Origin of the sequence: Streptomyces sp. NPDC101225 (genome assembly GCF_044767585.1) — a bacterium.
Classification (GTDB): domain Bacteria; phylum Actinomycetota; class Actinomycetes; order Streptomycetales; family Streptomycetaceae; genus Streptomyces.
Genome location: NZ_JBIWOE010000032.1, coordinates 59,731 through 86,064, shown reverse-complemented (window position 1 = coordinate 86,064; position 26,334 = coordinate 59,731). Strand labels below are relative to the sequence as shown.

The 26,334-nt window shown below is 72.1% G+C and carries 17 protein-coding genes; 11 read left to right on the top strand and 6 right to left on the bottom strand.

What is annotated here, in order from left to right; all coding sequences use genetic code 11:
• Positions 1 to 171 precede the first annotated feature (171 nt).
• The 5 genes from ACIRPX_RS33620 (at position 172) to ACIRPX_RS33600 (ending at position 10,210) form a co-directional block, all read left to right on the top strand.
• On the top strand, positions 172 to 4,446 hold the full coding sequence (locus ACIRPX_RS33620) for a discoidin domain-containing protein (protein WP_404202353.1): 4,275 nt from the start codon (positions 172 to 174) through the stop codon (positions 4,444 to 4,446).
• 340 nt (positions 4,447 to 4,786) lie between these two features.
• Positions 4,787 to 5,749 carry a UDP-glucuronic acid decarboxylase family protein gene (locus ACIRPX_RS33615; protein WP_404202351.1) on the top strand — a complete coding sequence of 321 codons (963 nt, stop codon included), beginning with the start codon at positions 4,787 to 4,789 and terminating at the stop codon, positions 5,747 to 5,749.
• Positions 5,750 to 5,777: 28 nt separating this feature from the next.
• Positions 5,778 to 7,643, top strand: coding sequence for a glycosyltransferase family 2 protein (locus tag ACIRPX_RS33610; RefSeq protein ID WP_404202349.1), 1,866 nt, complete (start codon positions 5,778 to 5,780; stop codon positions 7,641 to 7,643).
• A 108-nt stretch (positions 7,644 to 7,751) separates the two neighbouring features.
• A complete protein-coding gene (gene galE / locus ACIRPX_RS33605) occupies positions 7,752 to 8,867 on the top strand; it encodes a UDP-glucose 4-epimerase GalE (RefSeq protein ID WP_404202347.1) in 1,116 nt (371 codons plus the stop codon).
• Positions 8,864 to 10,210 carry a UDP-glucose dehydrogenase family protein gene (locus ACIRPX_RS33600; protein ID WP_404202346.1) on the top strand — a complete coding sequence of 449 codons (1,347 nt, stop codon included), beginning with the start codon at positions 8,864 to 8,866 and terminating at the stop codon, positions 10,208 to 10,210. The genes galE and ACIRPX_RS33600 overlap by 4 nt, the downstream gene beginning before the upstream one ends.
• On the opposite strand, the gene ACIRPX_RS33595 is transcribed toward ACIRPX_RS33600, so the two are convergent.
• The 3 genes from ACIRPX_RS33595 to ACIRPX_RS33585 all read right to left on the bottom strand — a co-directional run bounded on the left by ACIRPX_RS33595 (position 10,177) and on the right by ACIRPX_RS33585 (position 15,830).
• Positions 10,177 to 11,862: a right-handed parallel beta-helix repeat-containing protein gene (locus ACIRPX_RS33595; protein ID WP_404202344.1), complete on the bottom strand. Its 1,686-nt coding sequence runs from the start codon at positions 11,860 to 11,862 to the stop codon at positions 10,177 to 10,179. The genes ACIRPX_RS33600 and ACIRPX_RS33595 overlap by 34 nt on opposite strands.
• A gap of 319 nt (positions 11,863 to 12,181) precedes the next feature.
• Positions 12,182 to 13,741, bottom strand: coding sequence for a mucoidy inhibitor MuiA family protein (locus ACIRPX_RS33590; protein ID WP_404202342.1), 1,560 nt, complete (start codon positions 13,739 to 13,741; stop codon positions 12,182 to 12,184).
• A gap of 4 nt (positions 13,742 to 13,745) precedes the next feature.
• Positions 13,746 to 15,830 (bottom strand): DUF4139 domain-containing protein, encoded by a 2,085-nt coding sequence (locus ACIRPX_RS33585; RefSeq protein ID WP_404202340.1) that lies wholly within the window; start codon positions 15,828 to 15,830, stop codon positions 13,746 to 13,748.
• A gap of 472 nt (positions 15,831 to 16,302) precedes the next feature.
• On the opposite strand from ACIRPX_RS33585, the gene ACIRPX_RS33580 reads away from it, so the two are divergent.
• Complete coding sequence (locus ACIRPX_RS33580) at positions 16,303 to 16,734, top strand: hypothetical protein (RefSeq protein ID WP_404202338.1); 432 nt, start codon at positions 16,303 to 16,305, stop codon at positions 16,732 to 16,734.
• Between the two features lie 22 nt (positions 16,735 to 16,756).
• Here ACIRPX_RS33580 and ACIRPX_RS33575 read toward each other — a convergent pair whose 3' ends face one another.
• The 3 genes from ACIRPX_RS33575 to ACIRPX_RS33565 form a co-directional block, all read right to left on the bottom strand.
• A complete protein-coding gene (locus tag ACIRPX_RS33575) occupies positions 16,757 to 17,704 on the bottom strand; it encodes an MIP/aquaporin family protein (protein ID WP_404202336.1) in 948 nt (315 codons plus the stop codon).
• Between the two features lie 249 nt (positions 17,705 to 17,953).
• A complete protein-coding gene (locus tag ACIRPX_RS33570) occupies positions 17,954 to 18,535 on the bottom strand; it encodes a hypothetical protein (RefSeq protein WP_404202334.1) in 582 nt (193 codons plus the stop codon).
• A gap of 1,320 nt (positions 18,536 to 19,855) precedes the next feature.
• Complete coding sequence (locus tag ACIRPX_RS33565) at positions 19,856 to 20,434, bottom strand: TetR/AcrR family transcriptional regulator (RefSeq protein WP_404202332.1); 579 nt, start codon at positions 20,432 to 20,434, stop codon at positions 19,856 to 19,858.
• Positions 20,435 to 20,684: 250 nt separating this feature from the next.
• On the opposite strand from ACIRPX_RS33565, the gene ACIRPX_RS33560 reads away from it, so the two are divergent.
• The 5 genes from ACIRPX_RS33560 to ACIRPX_RS33540 all read left to right on the top strand — a co-directional run bounded on the left by ACIRPX_RS33560 (position 20,685) and on the right by ACIRPX_RS33540 (position 26,306).
• Entirely contained in the window at positions 20,685 to 21,263 is a 579-nt protein-coding gene (locus ACIRPX_RS33560; protein WP_404202330.1) for a (2Fe-2S)-binding protein, read from the top strand.
• Complete coding sequence (locus ACIRPX_RS33555) at positions 21,260 to 22,252, top strand: FAD binding domain-containing protein (protein WP_404202329.1); 993 nt, start codon at positions 21,260 to 21,262, stop codon at positions 22,250 to 22,252. The genes ACIRPX_RS33560 and ACIRPX_RS33555 overlap by 4 nt, the downstream gene beginning before the upstream one ends.
• Positions 22,249 to 24,375: a xanthine dehydrogenase family protein molybdopterin-binding subunit gene (locus tag ACIRPX_RS33550; RefSeq protein WP_404202327.1), complete on the top strand. Its 2,127-nt coding sequence runs from the start codon at positions 22,249 to 22,251 to the stop codon at positions 24,373 to 24,375. Before ACIRPX_RS33555 ends, ACIRPX_RS33550 begins: the two co-directional genes overlap by 4 nt.
• Positions 24,368 to 25,489: an XdhC family protein gene (locus ACIRPX_RS33545; RefSeq protein WP_404202325.1), complete on the top strand. Its 1,122-nt coding sequence runs from the start codon at positions 24,368 to 24,370 to the stop codon at positions 25,487 to 25,489. The genes ACIRPX_RS33550 and ACIRPX_RS33545 overlap by 8 nt, the downstream gene beginning before the upstream one ends.
• 166 nt (positions 25,490 to 25,655) lie before the next feature.
• Positions 25,656 to 26,306 (top strand): phosphatase PAP2 family protein, encoded by a 651-nt coding sequence (locus ACIRPX_RS33540; protein ID WP_404202323.1) that lies wholly within the window; start codon positions 25,656 to 25,658, stop codon positions 26,304 to 26,306.
• The last annotated feature ends 28 nt before the right edge of the window (positions 26,307 to 26,334 follow it).

The following is a 26,334-nucleotide window of genomic DNA, read 5'->3' as shown; positions in this document are numbered from 1 at the left end:
GCAATATTGCGATGAAACACTGCAAGAACACGCGCACGCTCCTTCGCGGGGACGTGCGTCCGCGCATGCACGGCATCCGCCGTCCTGCCGCACCGCGCCACCGCTCTGCCCAGGAACGAGCCGCCCTCGCCGCCCTTCCGGCGCGCGTACCCCCGCAGGGAGTGACTCCGCATGATTCGATCCAAGCCCAGATCCTTCAGACGGCGCGCGGCCACCGCCGCGCTCGCCTCCGCCGTCCTGGTTCTCGGCCTGCCCGCCGTCGGCGCGCACGCGGCCGGCGGCCCCGATGCCGCCGCGGACGCCGCCACCAAGGCCGGCAGCGCCCTTCGCGCACACTCGGCCGCCAACGTCACCGACGGCGACGCCGACACCTACTGGCAGGCCGGAAGGAAGTCGGCCCAGTGGGTGCAGACCGATTTGGGGCGCACCCAGCGTGTCCGCCAGGTCGTGCTGCGGCTGCCCGAGCGGTGGCAGACCCGCAAGCAGACGCTCACGCTGCAGGGCAGCGCCGACGGAAAGAGCTTCGCCACGCTCAAGTCCTCGGCGCAGTACGTCTTCAGCCCCGGCAACGGCAACACGGTGAAGATCTCGTTCCCGGCGACCCTGGCCCGTTACGTGCGCGCCGACTTCACCGGGAACTCGGTCGCCCCCACCGCCCAGCTCGCCGAGATGCAGGTCCTCACGGCCACCGCCTCGACGCCCAACCTCGCCCAGGGCAAGACCTTCACCGAGAGCGGGCACGCCGACGTCTACGGCGCGGCGAACGCGGGTGACGGCAACCGCGACACCTACTGGGAGAGCAAGAACAACGCCTTCCCGCAGTGGCTCCAGGTCGATCTCGGCTCCTCGGTCAAGGTGAACCAGGTGACGCTGCGGCTGCCCGGCGGCTGGCCCGGCCGCAGCCAGACCCTGAAGGTCCAGGGCTCGACCGACAACCAGAACTTCACCGACCTGACGGCCTCGAAGGCGTACACCTTCGACAGCGCGAACGACCAGTCGACCACCATCAGCCTCGACACGACGACCACGCGGTACGTGCGCGTGCTGTTCACCGCCAACACCGGCTGGCCCGCGGGGCAGTTGTCCGAGCTGGAGGTCTACGGACCCGCGACGGGCGACACCCAGGCGCCCACCGCGCCCTCGAACCTCGGCTACACCGAGCCCGCCACCGGGCAGATCAAGCTCACCTGGAGCGCGGCCACCGACGACACGGCCGTGACCGGTTACGACGTCTACGCCAACGGCCAGTTGCGGGCCAGTGTCGCCGGCAGCGTCCTGACCTACACCGACACCCAGCCGGCCGGCAGCGACATCACCTACTTCGTCCGCGCCAGGGACGCCGCGGGCAACGTCTCCGCCAACAGCAACAGCGTCACCCGGAAGGGCTCGGGCGGTGACACCCAGGCCCCCACGGCGCCCGGCAACCTCGCCTACACGCAGTCCGGCGGCGACGTGAAGCTCACCTGGCAGGCGTCGAGCGACGACACCAAGGTCACCGGCTACGACGTCTACGCCAACGACAAGCTGCTCAAGTCGGTGGCGGGCGATGTCACGACGTACACCGACACCCCGTCGGCGTCCGCCACGGTCACCTACTACGTGAAGGCGAAGGACGCCGCCGGGAACGTCTCGACGGCCAGCAACAGCGTCACCCGGCCCGGCGCGACCGGCACCGGCTCCGACCTCGCCCAGGGCAAGCCCATAGAGGCCTCCTCGTACACCTTCACCTATGTCGCCGCCAACGCCAACGACGGCCTGACCAGCACCTATTGGGAGAGCGCGGGCGGGGCCTACCCGGCCACCCTCACCACGAAGCTGGGCGCCGACGCCGACCTCACCCAGGTCGTCGTCAAGCTCAACCCGGACGCGGCCTGGTCCACGCGCACGCAGAACATCCGGGTGCTCGGGCGCGGCCAGGACGCGACGTCCTTCACCAGCCTCGTCGCGGCGAAGGACTACACCTTCAACCCGTCCAGCGGCAACACCGTGACCATCCCGGTCACCGGTTCCGCCGCCGACATCCGGCTCGAGTTCGCCTCCAACACCGGCGCCCCGGGGGCGCAGGTCGCCGAGATCCAGGTGATCGGCACCCCGGCCGCCAACCCGGACCTCCAGGTCACCGGCATCACCAATGCGCCGGCGGCTCCGGTCGAGTCGGACGCCATCAGCCTCACGGCGACCGTCACCAACAGCGGCAGCAAGGCGTCCAAGGCCACCGACCTGAACTTCACACTCGGGGGCACGAAGGCCGCCACGGCGGACGTCCCGGCTCTGGAGGCCGGCGAGACCAGGACGGTGACCGCGGACATCGGGGCCCGGGACGCGGGCAGTTACCCGGTCGGCGCCGAGGTGGACCCGTCGAACAAGGTGATCGAGCAGAACGAGGCGAACAACGTCTTCAGCCGCTCGGACGCTCTCGTCGTCAAGCCCGTCGCCAGTTCCGACCTGCTCGCCGCACCGGTCTCCTGGAGCCCCTCGAGCGCCTCGGCCGGTGACCAGGTCACGTTCACCATCGCCATCAAGAACCAGGGGACGGTCGCCTCCGCCTCCGGAGCCCATGACGTCACCCTGACCGTCCAGGACGCCAAGGGCGCCACCGTCAAGACGCTCACCGGCACCTACGACGGCGTCATCGCGACCGGCGCAACCACCGCACCGGTCACCCTCGGCTCGTGGACGGCCGTCAACGGCAAGTACACCGTGAAGACCGTCATCGCCGACGACACCAACGAACTGCCGGTCAAGCGCGCCAACAACACCACCACCCAACCCCTGTTCATCGGCCGCGGCGCCGACATGCCCTACGACATGTACGAGGCCGAGGACGGCACGCTGGGCGGCGGTGCCAAGGTCGTCGGCCCGAACCGGACCATCGGTGACCTCGCCGGCGAGGCCAGCGGCCGCAAGGCGGTGACCCTCACCGGGACCGGCCAGTACGTCGAGTGGACCACCCGCGCGGCGACCAACACGCTGGTCACCCGATTCTCGATCCCCGACGGCACCGACACCACGCTCGACGTCTACGTCGACGGCCAGTTCCTCAAGGCCATCGACCTCACCTCGAAGTACGCCTGGCTCTACGGCAACGAGACGTCGCCCGGCAACTCGCCCGGCTCCGGCGCGCCGCGCCACATCTACGACGAGGCCAACCTGCTGCTCGGCAGGACGGTGCCGGCCGGTTCCAGGATCCGGCTGCAGAAGGACGCGGCCAACACCTCCACCTACGCCGTCGACTTCGTCAACACCGAGCAGGCGACGGCCGACCCGAACCCGGACCCGGCCGCCTACGCGGTCCCGGCCGGCTTCTCGCACCAGGACGTGCAGAACGCGCTCGACCAGGTCCGCATGGACACCACCGGCAAGCTCGTGGGCGTCTACCTGCCCGCAGGCGACTACGAGACCTCCAGCAAGTTCCAGGTGTACGGCAAGGCGGTCAAGGTCGTGGGCGCCGGGCCGTGGTTCACCCGCTTCCACGCCCCGTCCTCGCAGGAGAACACCGACATCGGGTTCCGGGCGGACGCCACGGCCGACGGCTCGACGTTCGCCGGCTTCTCCTACTTCGGCAACTACACGTCCCGGATCGACGGCCCGGGCAAGGTGTTCGACTTCTCAGGCGTCTCGAACATCACCATCGACGACATCTGGGTCGAGCACATGGTGTGCCTCTACTGGGGCGCCAACACCGACAACATGACCATCAAGAACTCCCGTATCCGTGACATGTTCGCCGACGGCATCAACATGACGAACGGCTCCACGGACAACCACGTCGTCAACAACGACGCCCGTGCCACGGGCGACGACAGTTTCGCGCTGTTCTCCGCGATCGACGCCGGCGGCGCCGACGAGAAGAACAACCTCTACGAGAACCTGACCTCGACCCTCACCTGGCGCGCGGCCGGCATCGCCGTCTACGGCGGCTACAACAACACCTTCCGCAACATCCGTGTCGCCGACACCCTGGTCTACTCCGGCATCACGATCTCCTCGCTGGACTTCGGCTACCCGATGAACGGCTTCGGCACCGAGCCCACGACGATCGAGAACGTCTCGCTGGACAGAACGGGCGGCCACTTCTGGGGCTCCCAGGTCTTCCCGGCCATCTGGGCGTTCTCCGCCTCGAAGGTCTTCCAGGGCATCCGCGTGAACGACGTGGACATCGACGACTCCACCTACGGAGGCGTGATGTTCCAGACCAACTACGTTGGAGGGCAGGCCCAGTTCCCGGTGAAGGACACCATCTTCACCGACATCTCCATCACCGACTCCAAGAAGAGCGGAGACGCGTTCGACGCCAAGTCCGGCTTCGGCATCTGGGCCAACGAACTGCCGGAACCCGGTCAGGGCCCCGCCGTCGGCGAAGCCACCTTCCGCAACCTGCGGATGAGCGGCAACGCCCAGGACGTCCGCAACACGACCAGCACCTTCAAGATCAACATCGAGTAGCCCCGGCAGCACCGCGGAACGACACGAGGCCGCCCCTCCCCGGGGGCGGCCTCCCGTCGCGGGAGGCGGCGGCGCACCCCGCGCGGCAGAGGCGAAGCCGCCTCCTGCCTCCCCGGGTCCGTCGACGCGCCGATGCCGGTCGCAGGTTTCTCGTTCACTCTTTCGGGGGTCGGGGTGCGGGCAATGGCCGGGCAGATGTCGCGCCCCTTCGCGGCCGCCCTGATTGGGCCGTACGGCGGCATCGGTGCACACGGCTTTAATCATCATATGGACTGTTTTCCTATCTTTTGTTCCGTCTGTGTCTGATCTTGACGACCTGTTGGGCATTGATGGGAGCAACATGCGTGTCGTGGTGACCGGGGGCGCGGGATTCGTCGGGTCTCATCTGTGCGAGACCCTGATGGCCAGGGGAGACGAAGTGGTCTGCGTGGACAACCTGTCCACCGGCGCCCTCGTGAACATCGCCGCTCTGCGCGGCCGACCGGGCTTCATGTTCGTGCACGCCGATGTGAGCGACGGCGTGGACGTGCAGGGCCCCGTGGATGCCGTGGCGCACCTCGCGAGCCCCGCGTCCCCGGCGGACTACCTCCGGCTTCCGCTGCAGACCCTCGCCGTGGGCAGCCGCGGCAGCGAGCACGCGCTGGAACTCGCCCGCCGGCACGAGGCTCGCTTCGTCCTCGCCTCGACCAGCGAGGTGTACGGCGACCCGCTGGCCCACCCGCAGCGGGAGGACTACTGGGGGCACGTCAACCCGATCGGCCCGCGCAGCGTGTACGACGAGGCCAAGCGCTACGCGGAAGCCGTCACCGTCGCCTACGCCCGCCACCACGGCGTGAACACCGGAATCGTCCGCATCTTCAACACCTACGGGCCGCGTCTGCGCCCCCACGACGGCCGGGTCGTCTCCAGCTTCATCCGGCAGGCCCTGACCGGTGAGCCCCTGACGCTCTACGGCGACGGGACGCAGACCCGCAGCTTCTGCTTCGTCGACGATCTGGTCGGCGGCATCGTGGCGATGCTCGACAGCCGTGAGCCGGGACCGGTCAACCTCGGCAATCCCGATGAACGCACCGTCACGGAGCTCGCCGAGCTCGTCCTGCGCATGACCGGATCCGACTCGCCCGTGGACCGCCTTCCGCTGCCCGCGGACGATCCCGTGCGCCGCTGCCCGGACGTCACCCGTGCCCTGCAGCGGCTGGGGTGGAAGCCCCGGATCGATCTCGAGGAAGGTCTGCGGACCACCGTGAACTGGTTCCGATCGTGCGCGGCGGAGCAGGTTCCGGCCGCCGCCGAGGCACGGTGACCCGGCCGCAGCGCCCTGGAGAACCGGTATGACACCCCGCGCATCCTCGCCCCGACCCCGCACCATCGCCGGCCTCGCCGCGTGTGAGGCCTCGGAGCGTCAGCAACTCACCCGAGAACTGCGGACACTGTCCGGCGGCACACTGAACCGGGTCACCCCGAACGGCCCTCGGTTCACCGGCCGCCGCCCCGTGCGCCACATCGGCCCGGACACCTTCCGGCCCGCACTGAGGCCCGCGGACCGACGCCTGGTCGCGGTCCTCGTGGCGGGCTGGGCCCTGTGCACCCTGGTCTTCTGGCAGTGGTGGCTCCGGCCGGAGCACCGCACCTCGTTCACGGCGCTGGCCGTGAACAGCGGGCTGCTGTGCTACCTGACCCTGCTGCCGCTCGCCTTCGTCATCGCGGTCGTGCGGCTGCGGCGCGTCAACCCCGACCTTCCCGTGCCCTCGCTGTCCGTGGCGTTCGTGGTGACCAAGGCGCCGTCCGAGCCGTGGCCGGTGGCGCGCAGGACGCTGGCCGCCATGCTCGCCCAGCGCTTCCCCCACCCCTACGACGTGTGGCTGTGCGACGAGGACCCGACCCCGCAGGTCGAGGCATGGTGCCGCGACCACGGCGTACGCATCTCCAGCCGGCGCGGCGTCGAGGGCTACCACCGCGCGAGCTGGCCGCGTCGTACCCGCTGCAAGGAAGGCAACCTGGCCTGGTTCTACGACCGCCACGGTTACAACGACTACGAGGTGGTCGTCCAGCTCGACTGCGACCATGTGCCCGAGCCGACCTACCTGGCGGAAATGCTGCGGCCGTTCTCCGACCCGGCCATCGGCTACGTCGCCGCCCCCAGTGTCTGCGACGCCAACGCGGCGACGTCGTGGGCGGCGCGCGGCAGACTGCACCGCGAGGGGGTCTTCCACGGCCCCTTCCAACTGGGCCACAACGACGGACTGGCCCCGTACTGCATCGGTTCCCACTACGCGGTCCGCACGGCCGCGCTGCGAGAGATCGGTGGGCTCGGCCCGGAGCTCGCCGAGGACTTCTCCACCACCTTCCTGCTCAACTCGGCGGGCTGGCACGGCGCGTTCGCCATCGACGCGCAGGCGCACGGTGACGGCCCCGCCACCTTCACCGCGATGATCACCCAGGAGTTCCAGTGGTCGCGCAGCCTGGTGGTGCTGATGCTGGATCTCTTCCTCCGCCATGTGCGCCGGCTGCCCTGGAGTCTGCGGCTGCGCTTCGGCTTCGCCCTCAGCTACTACCCGCTGCTCGGGCTGTCGACGGTGGCAGCCCTCGTCCTGGCTCCCGTCGCCGCCGTGACCGGGGTGCCATGGGTCCGGGTGAACTACCTTTCCTTCCTCCTCCACTACTGGTCGATGTCCGTGTGGCTGGTGGCGATGACCTGGGTCCTGCGCCGCCGCGGACTGCTCCGTCCCCGCAAGGTCCCCCTGCTCAGCTGGGAGAGCTGGCTCTTCGCCCTGGCCCGCTGGCCGTTCGTCGCCTGGGGAACCCTCGCGGCCGTCCGGATCACGCTCCGGCCGCGCAGCCTGACCTTCAAAGTCACCCCCAAGGCGCGAGAGACCCTCGCCCCCCTGCCCCTGCGGCTCGTCGCGCCGTACGTCGTCATCGCCGCCGGCCTCGGCAGCGCGGGCCTGTTCGGCGAACTCAACGGTCCCGCCTTCGGCTACGTCTTCCTGTGCCTGCTGGGCGCCGCCACCTACACCGTGGTGGCCTGCTGGATCTGCCTGCTGCACGCCGTGGAGAGCGCCGGCGCCACGCGCGGTGGCCGGCGGCGGGCGCTGGCCACGGTCCGGGCCCCGCTCGCCCTGACCGCGCTGACCGCGGCACCCCTGGTCCTCGCGGTGCTGATCTTCCCCGCGTACGTGGCCGGGATGCTCGCCTGAGCGACGCGGCTGCGTGCCGCCGTCAGGCCGCCCTGCGGGGGCCGCACGGCGCGCGCTTTCCGACCCCACCCCGATTCCCGCTTCCCGATGCCCAGCGGAGGTCCCTCCATGTCCCAGCCGCGCACGATCCTGGTGACCGGCGGTGCCGGATTCATCGGCAGCCACACCTGCGTGGAGCTGCTCTCGCACGGTCACGACGTGATCGTCGTGGACAACCACCAGAACAGCGTCCCCGAGGCGCTTCACCGCGTCGAGACGGTGGCCGGACGCTCCTTGAGCGCCTCCTACGTCCTCGACGTACGCGACCGCGACGCGCTGTCCGGTGTCTTCGCCGCCCATCCCGTGGACGCTGTGGTCCACTTCGCCGGCCGCAAGGCGGTGGGGGAGTCGGTCCGGATGCCCGTGGAGTACTACGACACCAACGTCGGCGGCACCACCGCACTGCTGGAGACGATGGGCCGGCACGGCGTGCACCGCCTGGTGTTCTCCTCCTCCTGCTCCGTCTACGGCGTGGCCGAGCGCATGCCCCTGACCGAGGACGACCCGGTGGCCCCGGTCAATCCGTACGCCCGCTCGAAGCGGATGTGCGAACAGATCCTCGCCGACGTGTGCGCCCACCGCCCCGAGTTCACCGTGCACGCACTGCGCTACTTCAACCCCGTCGGTGCCCATCCCTCCGGAATCCTCGGCGAGGACCCCTTCGGCGTGCCGGACAACGTCATGCCGTACATCGCCCAGGTCGCGGCGGGCCAGCGGGAACACGTCACCGTCTTCGGCGACGACTGGCCCACGCCCGACAGGACGGGCGTGCGCGACTACATCCACGTCATGGACGTGGCCGAAGGCCACCGCATCGCCCTGGAGCACCCCACGCCACCCGGCATGCACCTGCTCAACCTCGGCAGCGGGCAGGGCACTTCGGTCCTGCAGCTGATCGACGCCTACCACCGGGCATCCGGCCGCCCCGTCCCGTACCGCATCGGCCCCCGGCGCCCCGGCGACGTCCCGGAACTGGTCGCCGACGGCCGTGCCGCCGCCGCCGTCTGGAACTGGCGCCCCACGCGAGATCTGGCACGCATGTGCGAGGACTCCTGGCGCTTCCAGCTGAACAACCCCCACGGCTACCGAGCCCAGCCCCTGCCCGGCGCCGCCGTCACCGCATCCGAAAGCGACGGCGCTCCCGCGTCACCGCGTCCCCATGCCATCTCCCGGAGCAACGCATGAAACTGACCGTCATCGGTACCGGCTATCTCGGTGCTGTCCACGCCGCCTGCATGGCCGAGATCGGGCACGAGGTCCTGGGCGTCGACAACGACGAGGCCAAGACCGCGGCACTCGCCGCCGGCCGAACGCCCTTCTTCGAGCCCGGTCTGCAGGAACTCCTCACCCGCGGCATCGCGTCGGGCCGGCTGCGTTTCACCACCTCCCTGGAGCAGGCGGCCCGCTTCGCCGACCTGCACTTCCTGTGCGTCGGCACACCGCAGAGCCCCGACGGGCCCGGCGCCGACCTGCGGCAGGTCGACGCGGTCGTCGACGGCCTGGCGCCGCACCTGCGCCCCGGCGCACTCGTCGTCGGCAAGTCGACCGTGCCCGTGGGCACCGCCGAACGGCTCGCCGCCCGGCTGCGAGCGGTCGGGGCGACGGCCCACCTGGCCTGGAACCCGGAATTCCTCCGCGAGGGCCACGCCGTCGCCGACACGCTGCAGCCCGACCGCCTGGTCTTCGGCACGGCCTCCGCCGAGGCCGAGAAGACCCTGAGCGAGGTCTACGCCCCGCTGATCCGCTCCGGCATCCCCTGCGTGGCCACCGACACCGCCACCGCGGAACTGGTGAAGATGGCGGCCAACTCCTTCCTCGCCACCAAGATCTCCTTCATCAACGCGATGGCCGAGGTCTGCGACGCGGCGGGCGCCGACGTCACCGTCCTCGCCCACGCCATCGGATACGACAGCCGCATCGGCCGGCCCTTCCTCAACGCCGGACTGGGCTTCGGCGGTGGCTGCCTGCCCAAGGACATCCGGGCCTTCCGCGCCCGGGCCGGCGAACTCGGGGTCGGCTCGGCCGTCGCCTTCCTCTCCGAGATCGACGAGATCAACCTCCGCCAGCGCCACCGCACGGTGCAGCTCGCCGCACGGCTGGCGGGCGGCAGCCTGACCGGCCGGCGCATCGCCGTCCTCGGCGCGGCGTTCAAGCCCGACAGCGACGACATCCGGGACTCACCGGCCCTCGCGGTGGCCGCCCAGCTGCACCGCGAGGGGGCACTGGTCCGCATCCACGATCCGCAGGCCCTGGACAACGCCCGTGCCGCGTGGCCGCAGCTGGACTACGCCTCACGTGTCGACAAGGCGTGCGAGGGCGCCGACGTGGTCCTGCACCTGACGGACTGGGCCGAGTACCGTGCCCTCGACCCGGACGCCCTCACCCCGCTGGTGTGCCGGCCGCGTCTGCTCGACGCCCGCAACAGCCTCGACCCCGAGGTCTGGACGCGGGCCGGCTGGCAGTACGCGGCCCTGGGCAGGCTGGGCGCGGTAGGTCATCCCGCGTCCGCCGCTCCGGCATCGTCCTGAGGCTGAACGGCACCGGCCACGGGCCGCCGGCCGAGCGGGTGGCCCAGCACGTCGACGGGTCCCGGGTCGACCCCGAACCGGGACCGCAGATCCACGGCGGGCCCCCGTGCGGCGTCACACCCGGGAGCCAGTCCCTTGGCCGCCGCGAGCGAGCGGACCGGCAGACCGGCGGTGAAGCACGGGTTGGCGTCGGCCCCGACCACCTCGTCGCCGACGGTCTCCTGGCCCGTGGCCGTCCACCAGTCACCGGGTGAGGAGTAGAACGATCCCTGCCATTCCACGGCACGTTCGGCGCCCGGTGCGTAGTAGCGATTGCCCTGGAACTCCACCCCTGTCAGCGGGCCGGCGGCGACCACGAGGGGCGCTCCGTCCGTGACGAACTGGTTGTTCCACAACGTCACCGAGCGCGGCCCCGGAGTGATCATGACGGCGGGGGTGTGCAGGGATCCGTTCCGGGCCGCCACCACCGTGTTGTGCACGAACCGCGCGTCGTGCACGTAGCCGCCGACGTAGAAGCCCCCGTACGGCGCGAGTCTGCGGGCGTCGCGGGTGCTCACGTTGAACCGCACCACGTTGCCGTGCGACGGGCGCCCGGTGTCGGCGGAGTAGAGCAGGTAGCCCGCGCCGTCGTTGTCGTACGACAGGTTGTACTGCAGCACCGAGTCGCTCGTGCCGAGGTCGAGCCCGAAGCCGTCGCCGTCGGCCTCGCTGTTGGAGTGGTTGCGGTACGACGCGTTGTGCTCGATGACGAGGTGGCGGCTGTCGTGGGCCCACATGCCCTCCGGCCCCTCCTTGGCGACGGCCGAGGAGCGGGCACCGTTGTCGTGCGCCGAGGAGTTGCGGATGCCGCCCCCGTCCACCGACCCCAGGACGATGCCGCTGCCCGTGTTGCGGTCGTCGCTGGCCGGATTGCCCGTGTTGCCGTGCGCCTCCACCGCGTCCACCACGACGTCCGCGTGCGCGAAACCCTCCGCGGAGCCGGCCCTCACCGGCGCCAGCCGGTAGGTGATCAGTCCCGCGTCCGTGTTGCCGTGCAGGTCGCTGTGTGTGATGCGCACATCACGAAACCCCCAGCGCCTGCCACCCACCTGGACACCGTGCCGGAAGCCGGACACGTCCACGCCCGACACCACGATGTGCGCCAGCCGCGCGGACGTCTTCAGGTCGCTGTAGAAGCCGATGCCCCCTTCCTTGCGGGCCTTGGCGGACCCACTGCGCACGATCAGGTCGCGCACCTCCACGCCCGCGGTGTCCACCACCTCGATGGCCGGCCCCTTGGACGGCACGACGACGGCCCGCCCCCGCCCGTAGGAGCCCACGATCACCGGCTGCCGGGGCCGGCCGGCCTCGCCCTTGCCCAGTCTCAGCGAGCCCTTGAACGTCTCCCCACCCTGCAACAGCAGTCTGTCGCCGGGGCGGTAGCGGACCTGGTCCGCCTGGCGCAGGGTGCGCCAGGCGGAGTCGGGGCGCAGTCCGTCGGAGCTGTCGTCCCCCTGCGGGCTGACGTAGAAGGTGCGGCCGCCCGTGGAGCCGTACAGGCCGCCAGGGGGCCGGTAGGGCTTGGGCAGCATTCCGCAGCCCGACAGCGAGACCAGCATCAGCGCCAGCACCGCCGACAGGCGCGTACCGCGCCGTCCCCGCACATCCGCCATGCGTCCCACCTGGCGCCCCGTTCGTCCCACAGTCCCTCCGCAGTGCTCGCCCTGCGACACGGTCACCTTCATGTGGGCCTACTGCACACCACCGCCCGCCGACGACACCCGCAAGACAGCCCGCCAGGCCTCCACGACCGCCTGAACGGGCCTTAAATCACACCAGCGACGGCATTCACCGGGGCGGTTCCCTCGGAAGGGGCGGTACTGCATCCACCGGGACGGTTCCTCCGGAAGTGGCGATGAGGGCCTCCGTCCCGTGCACACCCCCCGAGACCGGGACGGAGGTCCGCCGCCCGTGCGGGCGACCCTGCTCTGGTCAGATTCCGGTGACCTTGCCGCTCGCCGAGATCTCGTAGACCAGGGTGACCGTGCGCTGTCCGCCGGGTGGCAGGAGCAGGGTCCAGCGGGCGATGCCGTCCGCGTCGATCGTGTCGGGCTCCGGTGCGCAGGCTTCCTTGCGCAGACGTACCTCCACCGCCGAGACCTCGGAGACCGGAAGGCGCTCGTGCAGGGCGACGGCCTGGTCGCCGCGTTCGCCGGGGGCGGAGAAGCGGGAGAGGTGAAGGCGGACCGTGCGGGTGATCAGGGTGCGCTGCGTCAGCGTCGCGGTGTCGCGGGACTCTTCGGTGTGCCGGGTGACCCGGTAGTCGTCGTGGCTGCCGAAGGCGAGCTCGACCGGGGCGCCCGGAGCGGTGAAGGCCAGCGTGCCGCGGCCGGTGAATCCGCTGCCGCGGACGAGGTCCACGGGCCCGGCGAGCAGCGCGTGGCCGGACGTGTTGTCGAACCGCACCACCTGGGTGACCAGCGGCGACAGCTCGGGGGAGGAGGAGTACTCGCTGCGTGCCGCGGTGCTGACGGAGGTGAGCGGCACGCGGTGGGCGCGGCCGTCCGTGGCGACCGAGACGGGCGCGGGGGAGTGCAGCACGCGCGCCTCGCCACCGTCGTCCACTCCGGGCAGGCCGAGCACCGGGGCCGGTCCGAGCTCCGCGATCTCCTCCTCCCGCACCTCCACGTCGACCGTGCGGCGCTCGGCGGCGGAGCGGTCCCTGAGGGTGAGACGGTCCTCGGTCAGCCGCGGCGGGTCGGTGGTCAGCGCCGAACGGGCCGTCGACAAGGTGAGGCGTACGTCCGACCAGTCCTCGCCGGTGCGCTGCCAGACCATGGCGTCGGTCTCCAGCGTCAGCGAGTCCCGGTCGAGGACGGCCCGGTAGGCGGGACGCCACAGCGCGCACGAGGTGAGGTGGCTCAGGCGCAGCCGGACCGGACCGGCCTCCGCGGCCCGCACGGTCAGCTCGACGTGGCCGACCAGTTCGGCGGGCTGCTCCTCGGACAGCTCGACGGCGTGCCGGGCTTCCGTGAGTTCGGCGGACAGAGCCGTCAACCGCGCCTCGGCAGAACGGAGTTGCTCGCCGTAGGTGTCACGTTCGGAGTCGATCCGGTCCAGCTCGCGGGTCCAACGGGGCTGGTCCGTCTCGCCGTTGCCGGTGCCTTCGGCGATGTCGCGCAGCAGATCAGCGGTGAGCCGGCCGAGCAGGTCGATACGGGCGCGCAGCCGGTCGCGGCGGTGGCCGAGGGAGAGCTGTTCCGCTTCGAGGGCGCGTATCTCCAGACGCAGGGTCGAGTCGTCGTCCGAGGGCTGCGGTCCGCGCGGTGTCCAGGTGCGGACGACGCGGACGTCGAGAACGGTCGCCCGCTGCTCGCCCGAGAGCTCGGCGTGGAGGGTGCGGTCGACCGCGAGCGCGCTGACCGGGCCGAGACGCAGCCGCTGGACACCGGCGACCAGATCGAGCGCGGCGGTCCGCTCGATGTGGGCGCGGTCCTCCAGACAGGTGACGGCCGTGACGGGCAGAGGGACGGGCTGGGCGTGCGTGGCCATGGTGTCAGCTCCTGCGGTTGCCGCCGACCAGGGCCTTGGCGGCCGGGACGCGGATCTCGTAGCCGCCGTCGAGGGCGGCGCTGCCGCCGGCGGGCAGGTCCACACGCCAGACGCGGGTGCCCGGGGCATGGCGGTCGGGTCCGTCGTCCAGCTCGGGTGTGGTCCAGTCGGCCCGTTCCTCGATCCGGACGTCCGGATCGCCGGTGACCGGCACCTGTTCGCGGACCTCGACGGTGACCGCCGTGGCGAGCCGGTTGGCCAGTTCCACATGAACCTGGTGGGCCAGCACGGTGGTGTTGTTGCGCAGTCCGGCCGTCGACTCGCGAAGGTTCGTGCGCCGGGTGACCTTGATGCTCTCCGCCGGTCCCAGCCCCATCCGGCGCACACCGCCGGGGGCAAGCGTGGGCAGCGCGGCAGTCAGCAGGAAGTCGTCGTCGACGGTGACCTCCACCGGCCCGGCGAGGAGGGCCTGGTCGGTGGCGTTGGAGAGGACGAGGGTGGCGTAGACGGTCTGCTCCACCGACGGCACGCACAGGTATGCGGTGCGCAGCCCGACCGGGATCTCGGTGACGGTGACCGTGTGCCAGGTGCCGTCGGACGGGACGTCGGCGCGGGCGACGGCGTCGAAGCGGTGGTCGAAGGAACCGGCCGACTCGCGGGGCCGCACGGCGTGCCCGGGCAACGGCAGCGCGGACACCGCCTCCGCGCGGCGGCGGTACTCGACGGCGACCGGGTCGTAGGGCGCGTGCGGAAACAGCCTGCCCCTGCGGTCCTCGGGCTCGTCGGCGCCGGACAGCACGAGCGAGGCGTAGTCCAGCTCCGTGCCGCTCGGCCGCGGCGGACCCGTCTCGACCGGTGGCGCGGGGGGCGGGGCGGCCCGGCCCGGAGCCGCGGGGACCATGGGGGCCATGGCCTCGAGACGGGCGGTGCGCCGGGCGGCGGCCGGAGACCCGCCTCTCGCCGGCCGTCCCGACCGCGTCGGCGGCGGCACGTCGGGCATGGCGGTGTCGAACTCCTCCGCCAGGCCGGCGAATCCGGCCGGCCCCGCGGGCGCGGCGGGCGCCGTGCCGTACCCCGCCGGGGGCGGGGGCGGCAGGGCCGCACCCCCCACTGCTCCGGCCACGGCCGGGGCAGCGCCACCCGCGGCAGGCCGGCGGCCCGCGGCGTCGTATCCGGAGAACAGGTCGGCGAGCCCGGCAGGCGGCTCCCGCCAGCCGGACGGCGTGGGGGCGGACTGCCGGCGTCCCACACGGATCGAGCGCAGCCTCGGCAGGTCGGTCCGGCGCCGCAGGTCCGCGGTGGCGAGGGCGATGCGCACCCCGCTCCAGTCCTCGCCCGTGCGCTGGGCCACCGAGGCACGCAGAACCAGCGTGCCGTCGTCGTCGCCCTGACGGTGCGTGAGGCGGTAGGCCGGGACCCAGACGGCGCCCGGTACCCCGTACTCGAGCTCCACCTCCACCGCGGTACCGGCTTTGTCGGTGGCACCGGACGTGTCCAGCGTCAGCACCGCGACGACCGTGGTCGCCACCTGCCCCGGCTGCACGTCGGTGGAGGCGCGGGCCCAGCGGTCCGTGGCCATGGACAGCTCGTGCTCGGCCCGGCTCAACTCCTCTTCCAGTTCGGCCAGTCGGCCGTGCAGGCCGCGCAGCCGCTCGTCGGTGAAATCAGCGAGCTCCAGCCACGCGTCGGCCGGCGTGCGGCGGGGCGGGTCCTCACGCTTGCGCGTCGGTGGCACCGGGCGCAGCTCGGCCACTTCCGCGATCTTGCGCAGTTGCCGGTCACGGTGCCCCTGCGCCGCGTCGTACGCGTCACGCAGCCGCTCCGTCTCCCGGCGCAGGGCGTCGGCCGCCTCGGTGCCGGTCGGTTCGGCGTCCACCTCCACCCGCACCTCGGTGACACGGGCACCGCTGCCGCCGACGACCGTGGCCCGCAAGGAGTTCGGGTCCATCGAGCGGGGCAGTCCCGTCACGCGCAGCCTGCCGTGCGCCGGCACCGTGCCCCGGGCCACCCGGGTGCAGAGCGCACCCTGCGCGTACACCACCACCGCATCGAGCGACGACGTCCATCGCTGTGCTTCCTCGGACTTCATACGCTCCGCCCCCGCCCTGTCCGTACCGAGCGAAGCCTATGCCCGGGCCACGCCGCATTCGAGCGTTAATTCTGCGGCCACTTGACGCGCCGTGTGCCGGTACGGCCCCTCGCCGGGTGCGGCCGGTGATCACGGGCCGAGGCCGTACCGGACATGCCGGGCCGTGGGCCGCCGGTCTGAACTCGGCCGTCGACCAAGGGCGTTGGGCCTGTGGAGTGCTCGGGCGGCAAGAGTGCGCTCGGGCGGCAAGGAGGTCACCATGCCCCCGGCCCGGGTCGAGGTCGCGACGTGAAGCCGTGATCCACTCTCGCGCCCCCGTCCCTCTCGATCGGACGCGCGGGCGGCTCATGCGCGGCATGGGGCCCGCCCCGGCGCTTCCTCATGAAGGGAGGGGACGGGCCCCTCCCCCCGGCGCGCGTCACGGAGCGTCGCGGCGCACGATGGGGTGAGGAGCAGCAGGGGAGGCGTGGACATGGACGCCCACCGCGATCGTCATCAGAAGATGCCGCCCCGGCAGACATGGGGACCGAGGAACGCGGACGAGCCGCCTCCGCTGCCGCCCGCCTGGACGGCGCCGCCTCAGGGCCCGGCACTTCGCCAGTCCCCGGACACGGGTCCCGGGGCGCCACCGCCCAGGAAGCGGCGCCGGGTGTTCCTGTGGTTCTTCCTCGGGGTGCAGATCCTCTTCCTGATCTGGGTGATCTCAGGTGCCGCGAGCGGGAGCGGCACGCCCGACTCGTGCCGCGGGATGACCGGCGACGCCCTGAAGACCTGCGAAGACGTCGGCGACGTGGGGACCACGATCGGAGTCGGCCTCATCGTCGCGTTCTGGGCGGCGGCCGACTTCATCCTCGCGCTCACGTACGTGATCTACCGGCTCGCGAGCCGGCGGCCGGGAAGCTGAGTGACCGCCGGCGGTCGCGGGGCTACTCCTCGTCGGACGTGGTGACCGGCCTCGTCCGGCCGGGTTCCGGCAGTTCTCCCTCCTGGGCGCGGATGTGCAGGACGTCGCCGATGAACAGGTCGTAGACCAGCACGCCGATCACCCCGCCGATCAGAGGCCCGACGATGGGTATCCAGAAGTAGTTGCTGAAGGCGCCGGACAGGGTGCCCGGCATGGCTAGGTCCTGCCAGCCTGCGGCCCAGGTGAACAGGCGCGGGCCGAAGTCGCGTGCGGGATTGATGGCGTATCCGGCGTTCGCGCCGAAGGACATGCCGATCGCCGCCACGACGAAGCCGATCAGCAGCGGGCCGAGGTTCGCCTTCACCGCCGTGTTGCGCAGGTCGATGAGGGCCACGACCAGCAGTACCAGGAAGGCGGTGCCGACGATCTGGTCGATCAGCGGTCCCCAGATGCCGCCGTGGAAGTAGGGCGCGGGGAAGGTGCCGAAGATCGAGAACGAGGCGAGCGTGTGCCCGTTGGTCTTGGGCCCCCTCATGGCGTGGTCGAAGGTGTTGATCGCGTCGTGGTAGACGGCGTAGACGAGCGCGGCCCCGGTGAACGCCCCGATCAGCTGGGAGATCCAGTAGGGCACGACCTTGACCCAGGGGAACTTGCGGCGCACGGCGAACGCCAGCGTCACCGCGGGGTTGATGTGCGCGCCGCTGACCCCGCCGGCCACGTATATGCCGAAGACCACCGCCATCGCCCAGCCCCAGGTGATCAGGAGCCAGTCCCCGGCGCTGATGAAGAACGTCGTCGGCCCGGACGTACGGCCCGACCCCGGCAGGGCGGCGACCGCCATCGCCACCACACCGCAACCAAAGGCGATCAGGACGAAGGTTCCGAGGAACTCCGCCAGGCACTCACCCCACAGCCCGCCGCGGCGCCTGAGCCTGGAGGGTTTGAGCAGGGGCTGGATCTCTACGGCCATGTGATCCTCCCGATGTGCGGACGTGCGCCACACCGAAGCGCGGTTCATCCCGTCATAACGCCGCTCGGGAGTTGCGACAAGTTCAGCGGTTCACCCGTCGGTGCCGCGGCCGACGGACCGGGGCGCAGCTCCTTGACGGCCGGGGGTGAGACCGGCGTGGTGGTACGGCCGCGGCATCCACGTCGGCCCTTGCATACTGCAACAGCCTAATCCTGTGCCGGGCCGGCGGCACAGGTTCGTGCGCCGGGCTCACACGATGGTCCCGCCCCACCGCCGGTCGGCCCGCTCCCAGTCGTCGGCCCACAGGTGCATCCGGCGTCGGCCCAGGTACGCCTGCAGGCCCTGGAGGCCGAGCAGTACCACCACGCCTGTTCCGCCCGCGGCCGTGAGACCGACCATGGCGGACTGGAACATCGCGTTGGTGGGGGACAGCGGCGCGGGCGTGAGCTGGTTCTGCGCGTTCGCCCACACCCTGATCCCGTCTCCCGGGGAGAGTCCCGCCTTCACCTGGGTGACGCCGCTGTGGGCGTGCCCGTCGGCGCCCGTCCAGCGCACCGTCGCCCGTACCCGTCGCTTGCTCGTCGGACCGGTGGTGGCCTGGGAGTCGGCGGTCTTCACGACGAGGGCCTGGACCGGATGGCGCGCGGCCCGCATCCGGTCGTATCCCGCGTCGGCCCTGCTTCCCGTCACCCAGGCCGCCGCAAGACCACCCGCGACGGCGCACAGCCATGCCGCGAGAATGATCCACGCCTCCACGACGTCGATGCGTCGTCGCAGCGGATTCCTCCGCCACCTCCACAGATGTGCGGTCCAGCGGCCTGTCGTCGCCATCGGCCGACCCCCTTCGAGAGTCCCGGCGGCTTCCTTGGCCAGCGTTGTGCCGTGCAATGGTTCCTGGGGGGTGACTACCCGCGTTGTTGTCGGCGACACCCGGTCGATCCGCCCGTTCGCCCCTGGATCGCGCCCGGTCCGCGGGCCCGTCCGGCACTCGATCGTCAGCCGGTGGGGAGGGCGGCAACGAGCCTTTCCCACCGGCCCGGTTCACGGGCGGCGGCCCGCCCGCCCGGCGGCGGTCCGGCGGCGGTCCTGACACCGCCGGGCCCAGCCGCACGCCCACGGCCGCCGCGTGTCGGCGCCCGTGTGATTCCCGCGTCCGTCGGCACGGCGGTGGCGTGCGACGCCATGGCGAACGAGGCGGTCTCCGGGTGGCCGTCGCCGCTCGGCCGCACCGGCGCCACGTACCCCGTGACCGGCGGCCTCCGGCCGCTCCACGCGGCCATCGCCCCCGATCCGAACCGTGCCACCGCGAGCAGGAGCGGATACGGCAGCCGCGCCGAGCGGCACCGGACGAGGGCCGGGACGGCGGCGACGCGGGCAGAGCCCGGCACACGCCGACCCCGGCCAGGACATGCCGGTCGGCCGGCCGGTCGTCGCTGCGGCCGGTGTCCAGGGGCCGCCGACCGCCCAGGAGAGCCAGGGCAGGCCCGTGAGGACACCGCTCGCGGCCGACCACGGCGCCCCCGGTGCGGCGCGGCGCGGGGGCGCAGTGGTCGGCGCAGGGCCGGGGTCCGGGGCTGCCACAGGCAGGCGGCAAGCGCGACGGCCGGCCCGGTCCCGGCGCCCACCGAGCCGCATCGGGGCGGCACCGCCTCCCAGCCCGGCATCGCCGTATCCCCTTGCGTGCTCCCTGAGGCCGTCCGCCTGAGTGCCCCCTGAGGCCGTCCCCCTTCGCGCTCCCCGAGGCTCCGGGACCACCCCTGCCGGAGCCGAACGGCGTGCTGACGGCCGCGAGCGGCAGGATCGACACCAGGAACCCCGCACCGACCCGGGCGACGCAGCCCACCTGCGGCCGGGAATCCGCTTGGCACACGGCCGCACCAGCGGCAGCCAGAGTGTGTTCCGGCCGCGGACATGTCGATCGTGAGGGTGGTGAGCACCGGCCACCCGCCCCGGCCGAAGCCCCGCCCCACCGCCGGCAGTGCCGGCAGCGGACCGACCACCCACGACACCTTGATCACCAGGTACGGCACGAAGGCCGCCGCCGCTCCGTGCGCCGCCGTACGCCCGACCCGGTCCGGTCGCTCCACCACGTCTCCTGCGCCCGATCTCGCGTGCTCCGGCGGCCGGGCATGGTCGTCGTGAGGGAGCGGTTCAGGGGCGGGGAGCTCCGGCCCGCAAGCCGTCCATGACGAGGTCGAGCAGGCGCGTGGCGCGGGGCCGCCAGTCGTCGGCCGGGGTCATCTGCCACAGACCGGCGATGGCGAGCATGAAGTCGTCGGGGGTCAGCCCGGGGCGGATGGTGCCCGCGTCCTCGTTGGCGCGAAGGAGGAGTTCGGCCGCGTCGGTCACGGGGGTGTGGGCCGGCTTGGCAGGGCCGCCCGGCGCGCTGGTGGCGAGGCGGATCGCGTCGGCCAGGCCCGCCTTGGTCATGGCGAACTCGGCCAGCCGGTCCATCCAGGTCCGCAACGCCTGCTGCGGCGGCAGCTGTTCGAGGAGCAGGGTGGCGTTGTCGGCCACCTGCTGCATCCCGTGGCGGTAGATCTCCAGGACGAGGGCCTCGCGGTTGGGGAAGTTGCGGTAGAACGTGCCCTGCCCGACGCCGGCCTTCTTGGCGATCGCGCTGAGGGGGACGTCCGGGCATCGGGTCAGCTCGGCCAGGGCGACGTCGAGAATGCGCTCACGGTTGCGCTGCGCGTCCGAGCGCAGGGGTGGGTTGTTGTTGTGCCGCACTCGTCACTCCTCACGGGCCCGCGAGCGAAACCCGTCCTTGCTAAGCGGACAGCCGTCCGCTACGTTGCTGTGTAACGGACAGTTGTCCGGTTGCTGCCACCATAGTCCTGCTCGCGACCGTACGGCAGTCCGCGTCCGCCGTCATGCGACGGCGCACACATGCCCCTGAGCGGGCCACGCCCCCCACCCACTCCGTCGTCAAAGATCCGTGCCCGGCTCCGCTGCGAAAGAATTGCGAAAGAAGTGGCTCATGGCCTTTTCGACGTCCAGCGTCATCACCCTGCACATCAACGGTGAGAAGTTCACACTGCCCGTCGACCACCGCACCACCCTCCTCGACGCACTGCGCGAGCGGCTCGATCTGACCGGCACCAAGAAGGGCTGCGACCAGGGCCAGTGCGGTGCCTGCACCGTGCTGGTCGACGGCCGCCGGACCGTGTCCTGCCTGCAGTTCGCGGTCGCCGCCGAGGGACGCGACATCACCACCATCGAAGGCGTCGCGGACGGCGAGCGGCTGCACCCCGTCCAGCAGGCCTTCCTCGAACAGGACGGCTACCAGTGCGGCTACTGCACGCCGGGACAGATCTGCTCGGCGATCGGCGCGCTCGCGGAGCATGCCGCCGGGTGGCCGAGCGCCGCGACGGACGACGTGCGGCCGGAAGCGGGGCCACCGCCGCTCACCGCCGACGAGATCCGTGAGCGCATGAGCGGCAACCTGTGCCGCTGCGCCGCCTACGCCTCGATCGTCGAAGCCGTCGCCCAGGCCGCCGAAGCGCCCGCCGCAGCGCGGGCCGGCGCCGGGCCGAACACGAAGGAGCAGGCGGCATGAGGGAGTTCGCCTATGAGAAGGCCGCCGACGTGTCGGGCGCGGTGGCGCTGCTCGACGCCGACCCGGAGGCCCGTTTCCTGGCCGGCGGGACCAACCTGGTCGACCTGATGAAGAGCGGCGTCGAGCGGCCCACACGGCTCGTGGACGTACGTGAACTGCCCCTGGACCGCATCGACGCCGAACCGGACGGCGGACTGCGCATCGGCGCGACCGTCACCAACAGCGACCTCGCCGCCCACCCCGAAGTGCGGCGTCGCTACCCGATGCTGGCGCAGGCGGTGCTGGCGGGAGCCTCCGGACAGCTGCGCAACATGGCCACCGTCGGCGGCAACCTCCTGCAGCGCACGCGGTGCGCCTACTTCACCGACGTGTCCAAGCCGTGCAACAAGCGCGCCCCCGGCAGTGGTTGCGCCGCCCTCAGGGGCGAGCACCACAACTCCGCCGTCCTCGGCGCCTCCGACCACTGCGTGGCCGTCCATCCTTCGGACATGGGCGTCGCCCTGGCCGCCCTCGACGGCGTCGTGCACTTCGAGACCGCCGACGGGCCGGACGCGCTGCCGATCGGATGGTTCTATCTGCCCGTCGGCGAGACCCCGCACCGCGAAACCGCCCTGCCACCCGGCGCGTTGATCACCCACGTCAGCCTGCCCGCGACCCCGCTCGCCGCACACTCCCGCTACCGCAAGGTGCGCGAGCGTGCCTCCTACGCCTTCGCCATCGGCTCGGTCGCGGCGGCGCTCGACGTCCGCGACGGCGTGGTGCACGACGTCCGCCTCGCGTACGGCGCGGTCGCCTCCCGTCCCTGGCGGGCGCGCGCGGCCGAACGGGTCCTCACCGGCGCGCGCGCCGACGCGGACGCCTTCGCCGCCGCCGCGGACGCGGAACTGGCGGCGGCCCGGCCGCTGGCGCACAACGAGTACAAGGTGACCTTGATGCGGAATCTGACGGTCGCCGTGCTGAGCGAACTCGCCGAGGAGGCCAACCGATGACCGCCAACACCGTGACGCCCGCCGCGATCCGCGCCGTCGGCCGGGAGCACATCCGTGTGGAGGGCCGGGACAAGGTCACCGGAGCGGCCCGCTACGCGGGAGAGATCCCCTTCGCCCGTCTCGCACACGGCTGGCTGGTGCTGTCCACGGTCGCGCGCGGGCGTATCGAGGAGATCGTCACCGGTCCCGTTCTGGAGATGCCCGGCGTGCTCGGCGTCCTGCACCACGGCAACGCCCCACGTCTGGAGACCGACTTCGTCGGCCTGCTGGGCACCAAACCCGATCCGACCTGCGCGGTCTTCCAGAACGACGAAGTGCCTCACGCGGGCTGGCCGGTGGCGCTGGTCGTCGCCGAGACCTCCGAGCAGGCCCGCGAGGCCGCGGAGGCGCTCGTCGTCCACTACGAACAGCAGCCTCATGACGTCGGGTTCACCGGCGGCGACACGCGGGCCTACGCCGTGGACGGCTTCATGCCCGCCGTCACCGACAAGGGGGACCTGGAGGCCGAACTCGCCGCCTCCGCGGTCGTACTGGACGCCGAGTACACCACGCCGGAAGAGCACCACCACCCGATGGAACCGCACGCGGCCACGGCCCGCTGGGACGACGGCCGCCTGGAGCTGACCGACTCCAACCAGGGGGCCACCTGGGTCGTCGGCGAGCTCGCGAACCTCTTCGCCCTCGACCCGGCGTCCGTGCGGGTGCGCTCCGAACACGTCGGCGGCGGCTTCGGCAGCAAGGGAGTGCGCGCCCACCAGGTCGCGGCCGTCATGGCGGCCACCGTCCTGCAGCGGCCGGTACGGGTGGTGCTGACGCGCCGTCAGATGTTCACGCTGGCCGGCCACCGCAGTCCCACCGTCCAACGGGTCCGCCTGGGCGCCGACGCCGACGGACGGCTGCGCGCCCTGGACCACCGCTCCCTCAGCCGCACCTCCACCGTGTACGAGTTCGTCGAACCGAGCGCAGGCGTCGCCCGCGTGATGTACGACGCGGACGCCCACCACACGGAGAACAAGGTGGTACGGCTCGACGTCCCCAGCCCCACCTGGATGCGCGCCCCGGGCGAGGCGCCGGGGTCCTTCGCCCTGGAGGCCGCGCTCGACGAACTCGCCGAGCGGTGCGGCATCGACCCCATCGAGCTGCGGCTGCGCAACGAGCCGGACAAGGGCCCGGTCTCCGGCCTGCCGTTCGCCGGCCGCAACCTGCGGGCCTGCTTCGAAGAGGGCGCCCGCCGCTTCGGCTGGGCCGAACGTGATCCGCGGCCCGGTGTACGCCGGGACGGGCGCTGGCTGCTGGGCACCGGTACCGCGGGGGCCTCCTTCGGAGCCGGCGCCGCACCGTCGACCGCGACGATCACCGCCGAGGCCGACGGCGGCTTCACCGTCCGTATCGCCGCCGCGGACATCGGCACCGGTGCCCGTACCGCACTCACGCTCGTCGCGGCCGACGCCCTCGACGTCCCGACGGAACGGGTCCGGGTGCACATCGGCGACAGCGCCTTCGGGCCGGCGATGATCGCCGGCGGTTCCATGGGCACCCGCTCCTGGTCCTGGGCCGTCACCGCGGCCGCGAGCGAGCTGCGTGAACGGCTGGTGCCGGGCATGGAGATCCCCGCGCAGGGCATCACCGTGCGCTCCGACACCACCGAGGCCATCGCCGCGCTGGCCCGCAAGGAACGCCACTCCTTCGGCGCCCAGTTCGCCGAGGTGGCCGTCGACCCGGCCACGGGCGAGGTCCGCGTGCGGCGCATGCTCGGCATCTTCGCCGCCGGGCGCATCGTCAACCCGCTGACCGCGCGCGGCCAGTTCACCGGCGGCATGATCTGGGGCATCTCCATGGCCCTGCACGAGGAGGCCGCGCGCGACGGGCACTTCGGCGGTCCGGTCGGCGCCGATCTCGCGGGCTACCACGTGGCCACGCACGCCGACATCCCGCACATCGAGGCGGACTGGGTGGACGATCCCGACCCCGAGGACCCCGTCGGCATCAAGGGCATCGGCGAGATCGGCGTCGTCGGGGCCGCGGCCGCCGTCGCCAACGCCGTCTGGCACGCGACCGGTGTACGTCACCGCAGCCTGCCCATCCGCCCGGACCGCGTTCTCACGGCGGGCCACGGTGCTTGATCTCGTACCGGATCTGAACCACTGGCTGGGGGAGGAGCGCGAGCTGGCCGTCGCCACCGTCGTGGCCGTCGGCGGCAGCGCTCCTCGCGGGCCCGGCGCCTCCCTCGCCGTCGACGCGGAGGGCGCCGTCATCGGATCGGTGTCCGGCGGCTGTGTGGAGGGAGCGGTCTACGAGCTGTGCGAGCAGGCCCTGCTCAGCGGCGACAGCGTGGTGGAGCGGTTCGGCTACAGCGACGAGGACGCCTTCGCCGTCGGGCTGACCTGCGGCGGCGTCCTCGACGTCATCGTCACGCCGTTGCCCGTGGGCGCACCGCTCAGGGCCTTGGTGCGCACGGCCGTGGACCTCGCGGCCAAGGGCGAGGCCGTCGCCCTCGCCCGCGTCGTGCGCGGCCCGGCGCCCTACCTGGGCGCGGGTCTGCTGGTGCATGCCGACGGCTCGTTCGACGGCACGCTCGGCGGTCACACGGAACTGGACCGTACGACCGCCGCCGAGGCGCAGGCCGCTCTCGACGCGGGCCGCACGGGCACGGTCGAGGTGTCGGAGGACGGCTCGCACTGCCCCGGCGGACTCACCGTGCTGGTCGAGGCGAGCGTGCCGCCGCCCCGGATGATCGTCTTCGGCGCCGTCGACTTCGCGGCGGCGCTGGTGCGGGCGGGCAAGTTCCTCGGGTACCACGTCACCGTGTGCGACGCACGGCCCGTCTTCACCACCCGGGCACGCTTCCCCGAGGCCGACGACGTGGTCGTGGACTGGCCGCACCGCTACCTCCGGGCCACCACGACCGACGCCCGCACCGTGCTGTGCGTGCTCACCCACGACGCCAGGTTCGACATTCCGCTGCTGGAGGTCGCGCTGCGGCTGCCGGTGGCGTTCGTGGGCGCGATGGGTTCGCCGCGCACCCACGTCGACCGCCTCCGGCGCCTGCGCGAAGCGGGTGTGACGGAGGCCGCGCTGGCCCGTCTGCGATCGCCGATCGGCCTCGACCTGGGGGGCCGCACCCCTGAGGAGACGGCGCTGTCGATCGCGGCGGAGATCGTCGCAACACGGCGGGGAGGCAGCGGAGTTCCCCTGACCGGTACCGGGACGCCCATCCACCGCGCCGGCGTGCGGTGAGGGGATGGCCGCCGGCCCGTCAGCTCACTCCTACTACATGTAGTAGATTGGGCTGACGGCCACCTCCGCTTCACCGGGATGTCATCGGCATGTCATCGCGCGCCGGGGGACGGGCCGGAGGCGCCTGGCCATCCGCGGCGCCTCGCCGAACCGGAAGGACATGCCCATGACCGCGGCCGCCACCGCGCAACCGGCCTTCGACGGATCCCGTGTCGACGGCTCGTTGTTCACCTCCATCACGGACTTCGCCCGCGACACCACGTGGCTGAACACGCCCATGGAGGTGTGGACCAACCTCGGCCTGGGGGTGTTCGCGGTGCTCATGGTGATGGGCTGGTGGAAGGCCCGTCGACGCGGCACCGACGCCATGACCCTCGCTCTCGCCGCGCCGGTGGCGGTCGTGGTCGCCTTCGCCGCCGCCGAGGTGGTCAAGAAGATCGTGGCGGAGGCACGGCCGTGCCGGTCGATGCCCCACGCGTACCTGGTCGACTCCTGCCCGGCGCCCTCCGACTACTCCCTGCCCAGCGGGCACGCCACCGTGGCCGCCGCCACCGTGGCCGCCCTGTTCCTGCTGGACCGCCGGCTCAGCGCCATCGCGGCGGTGTTCGCGCTGGTGGAGGGCTTCTCCCGGGTCTACCTCGGCGACCACTACCCGCACGACGTCCTGGTCGCCGCGATCCTGGCCCTGCCGATCGCCTACCTCACGAGCCTCGCACTGCGCCGCTGGGCCCCGCCGCTGGTCGCGTCCCTGCACCGCGGGGCGCTCCGCCCGCTGGTGACCGCCGAGCCCCGGACCGTCGTGCAGCACGCGCCGTGACCCTCGCGTGAACGAGCATCCGCGCCGG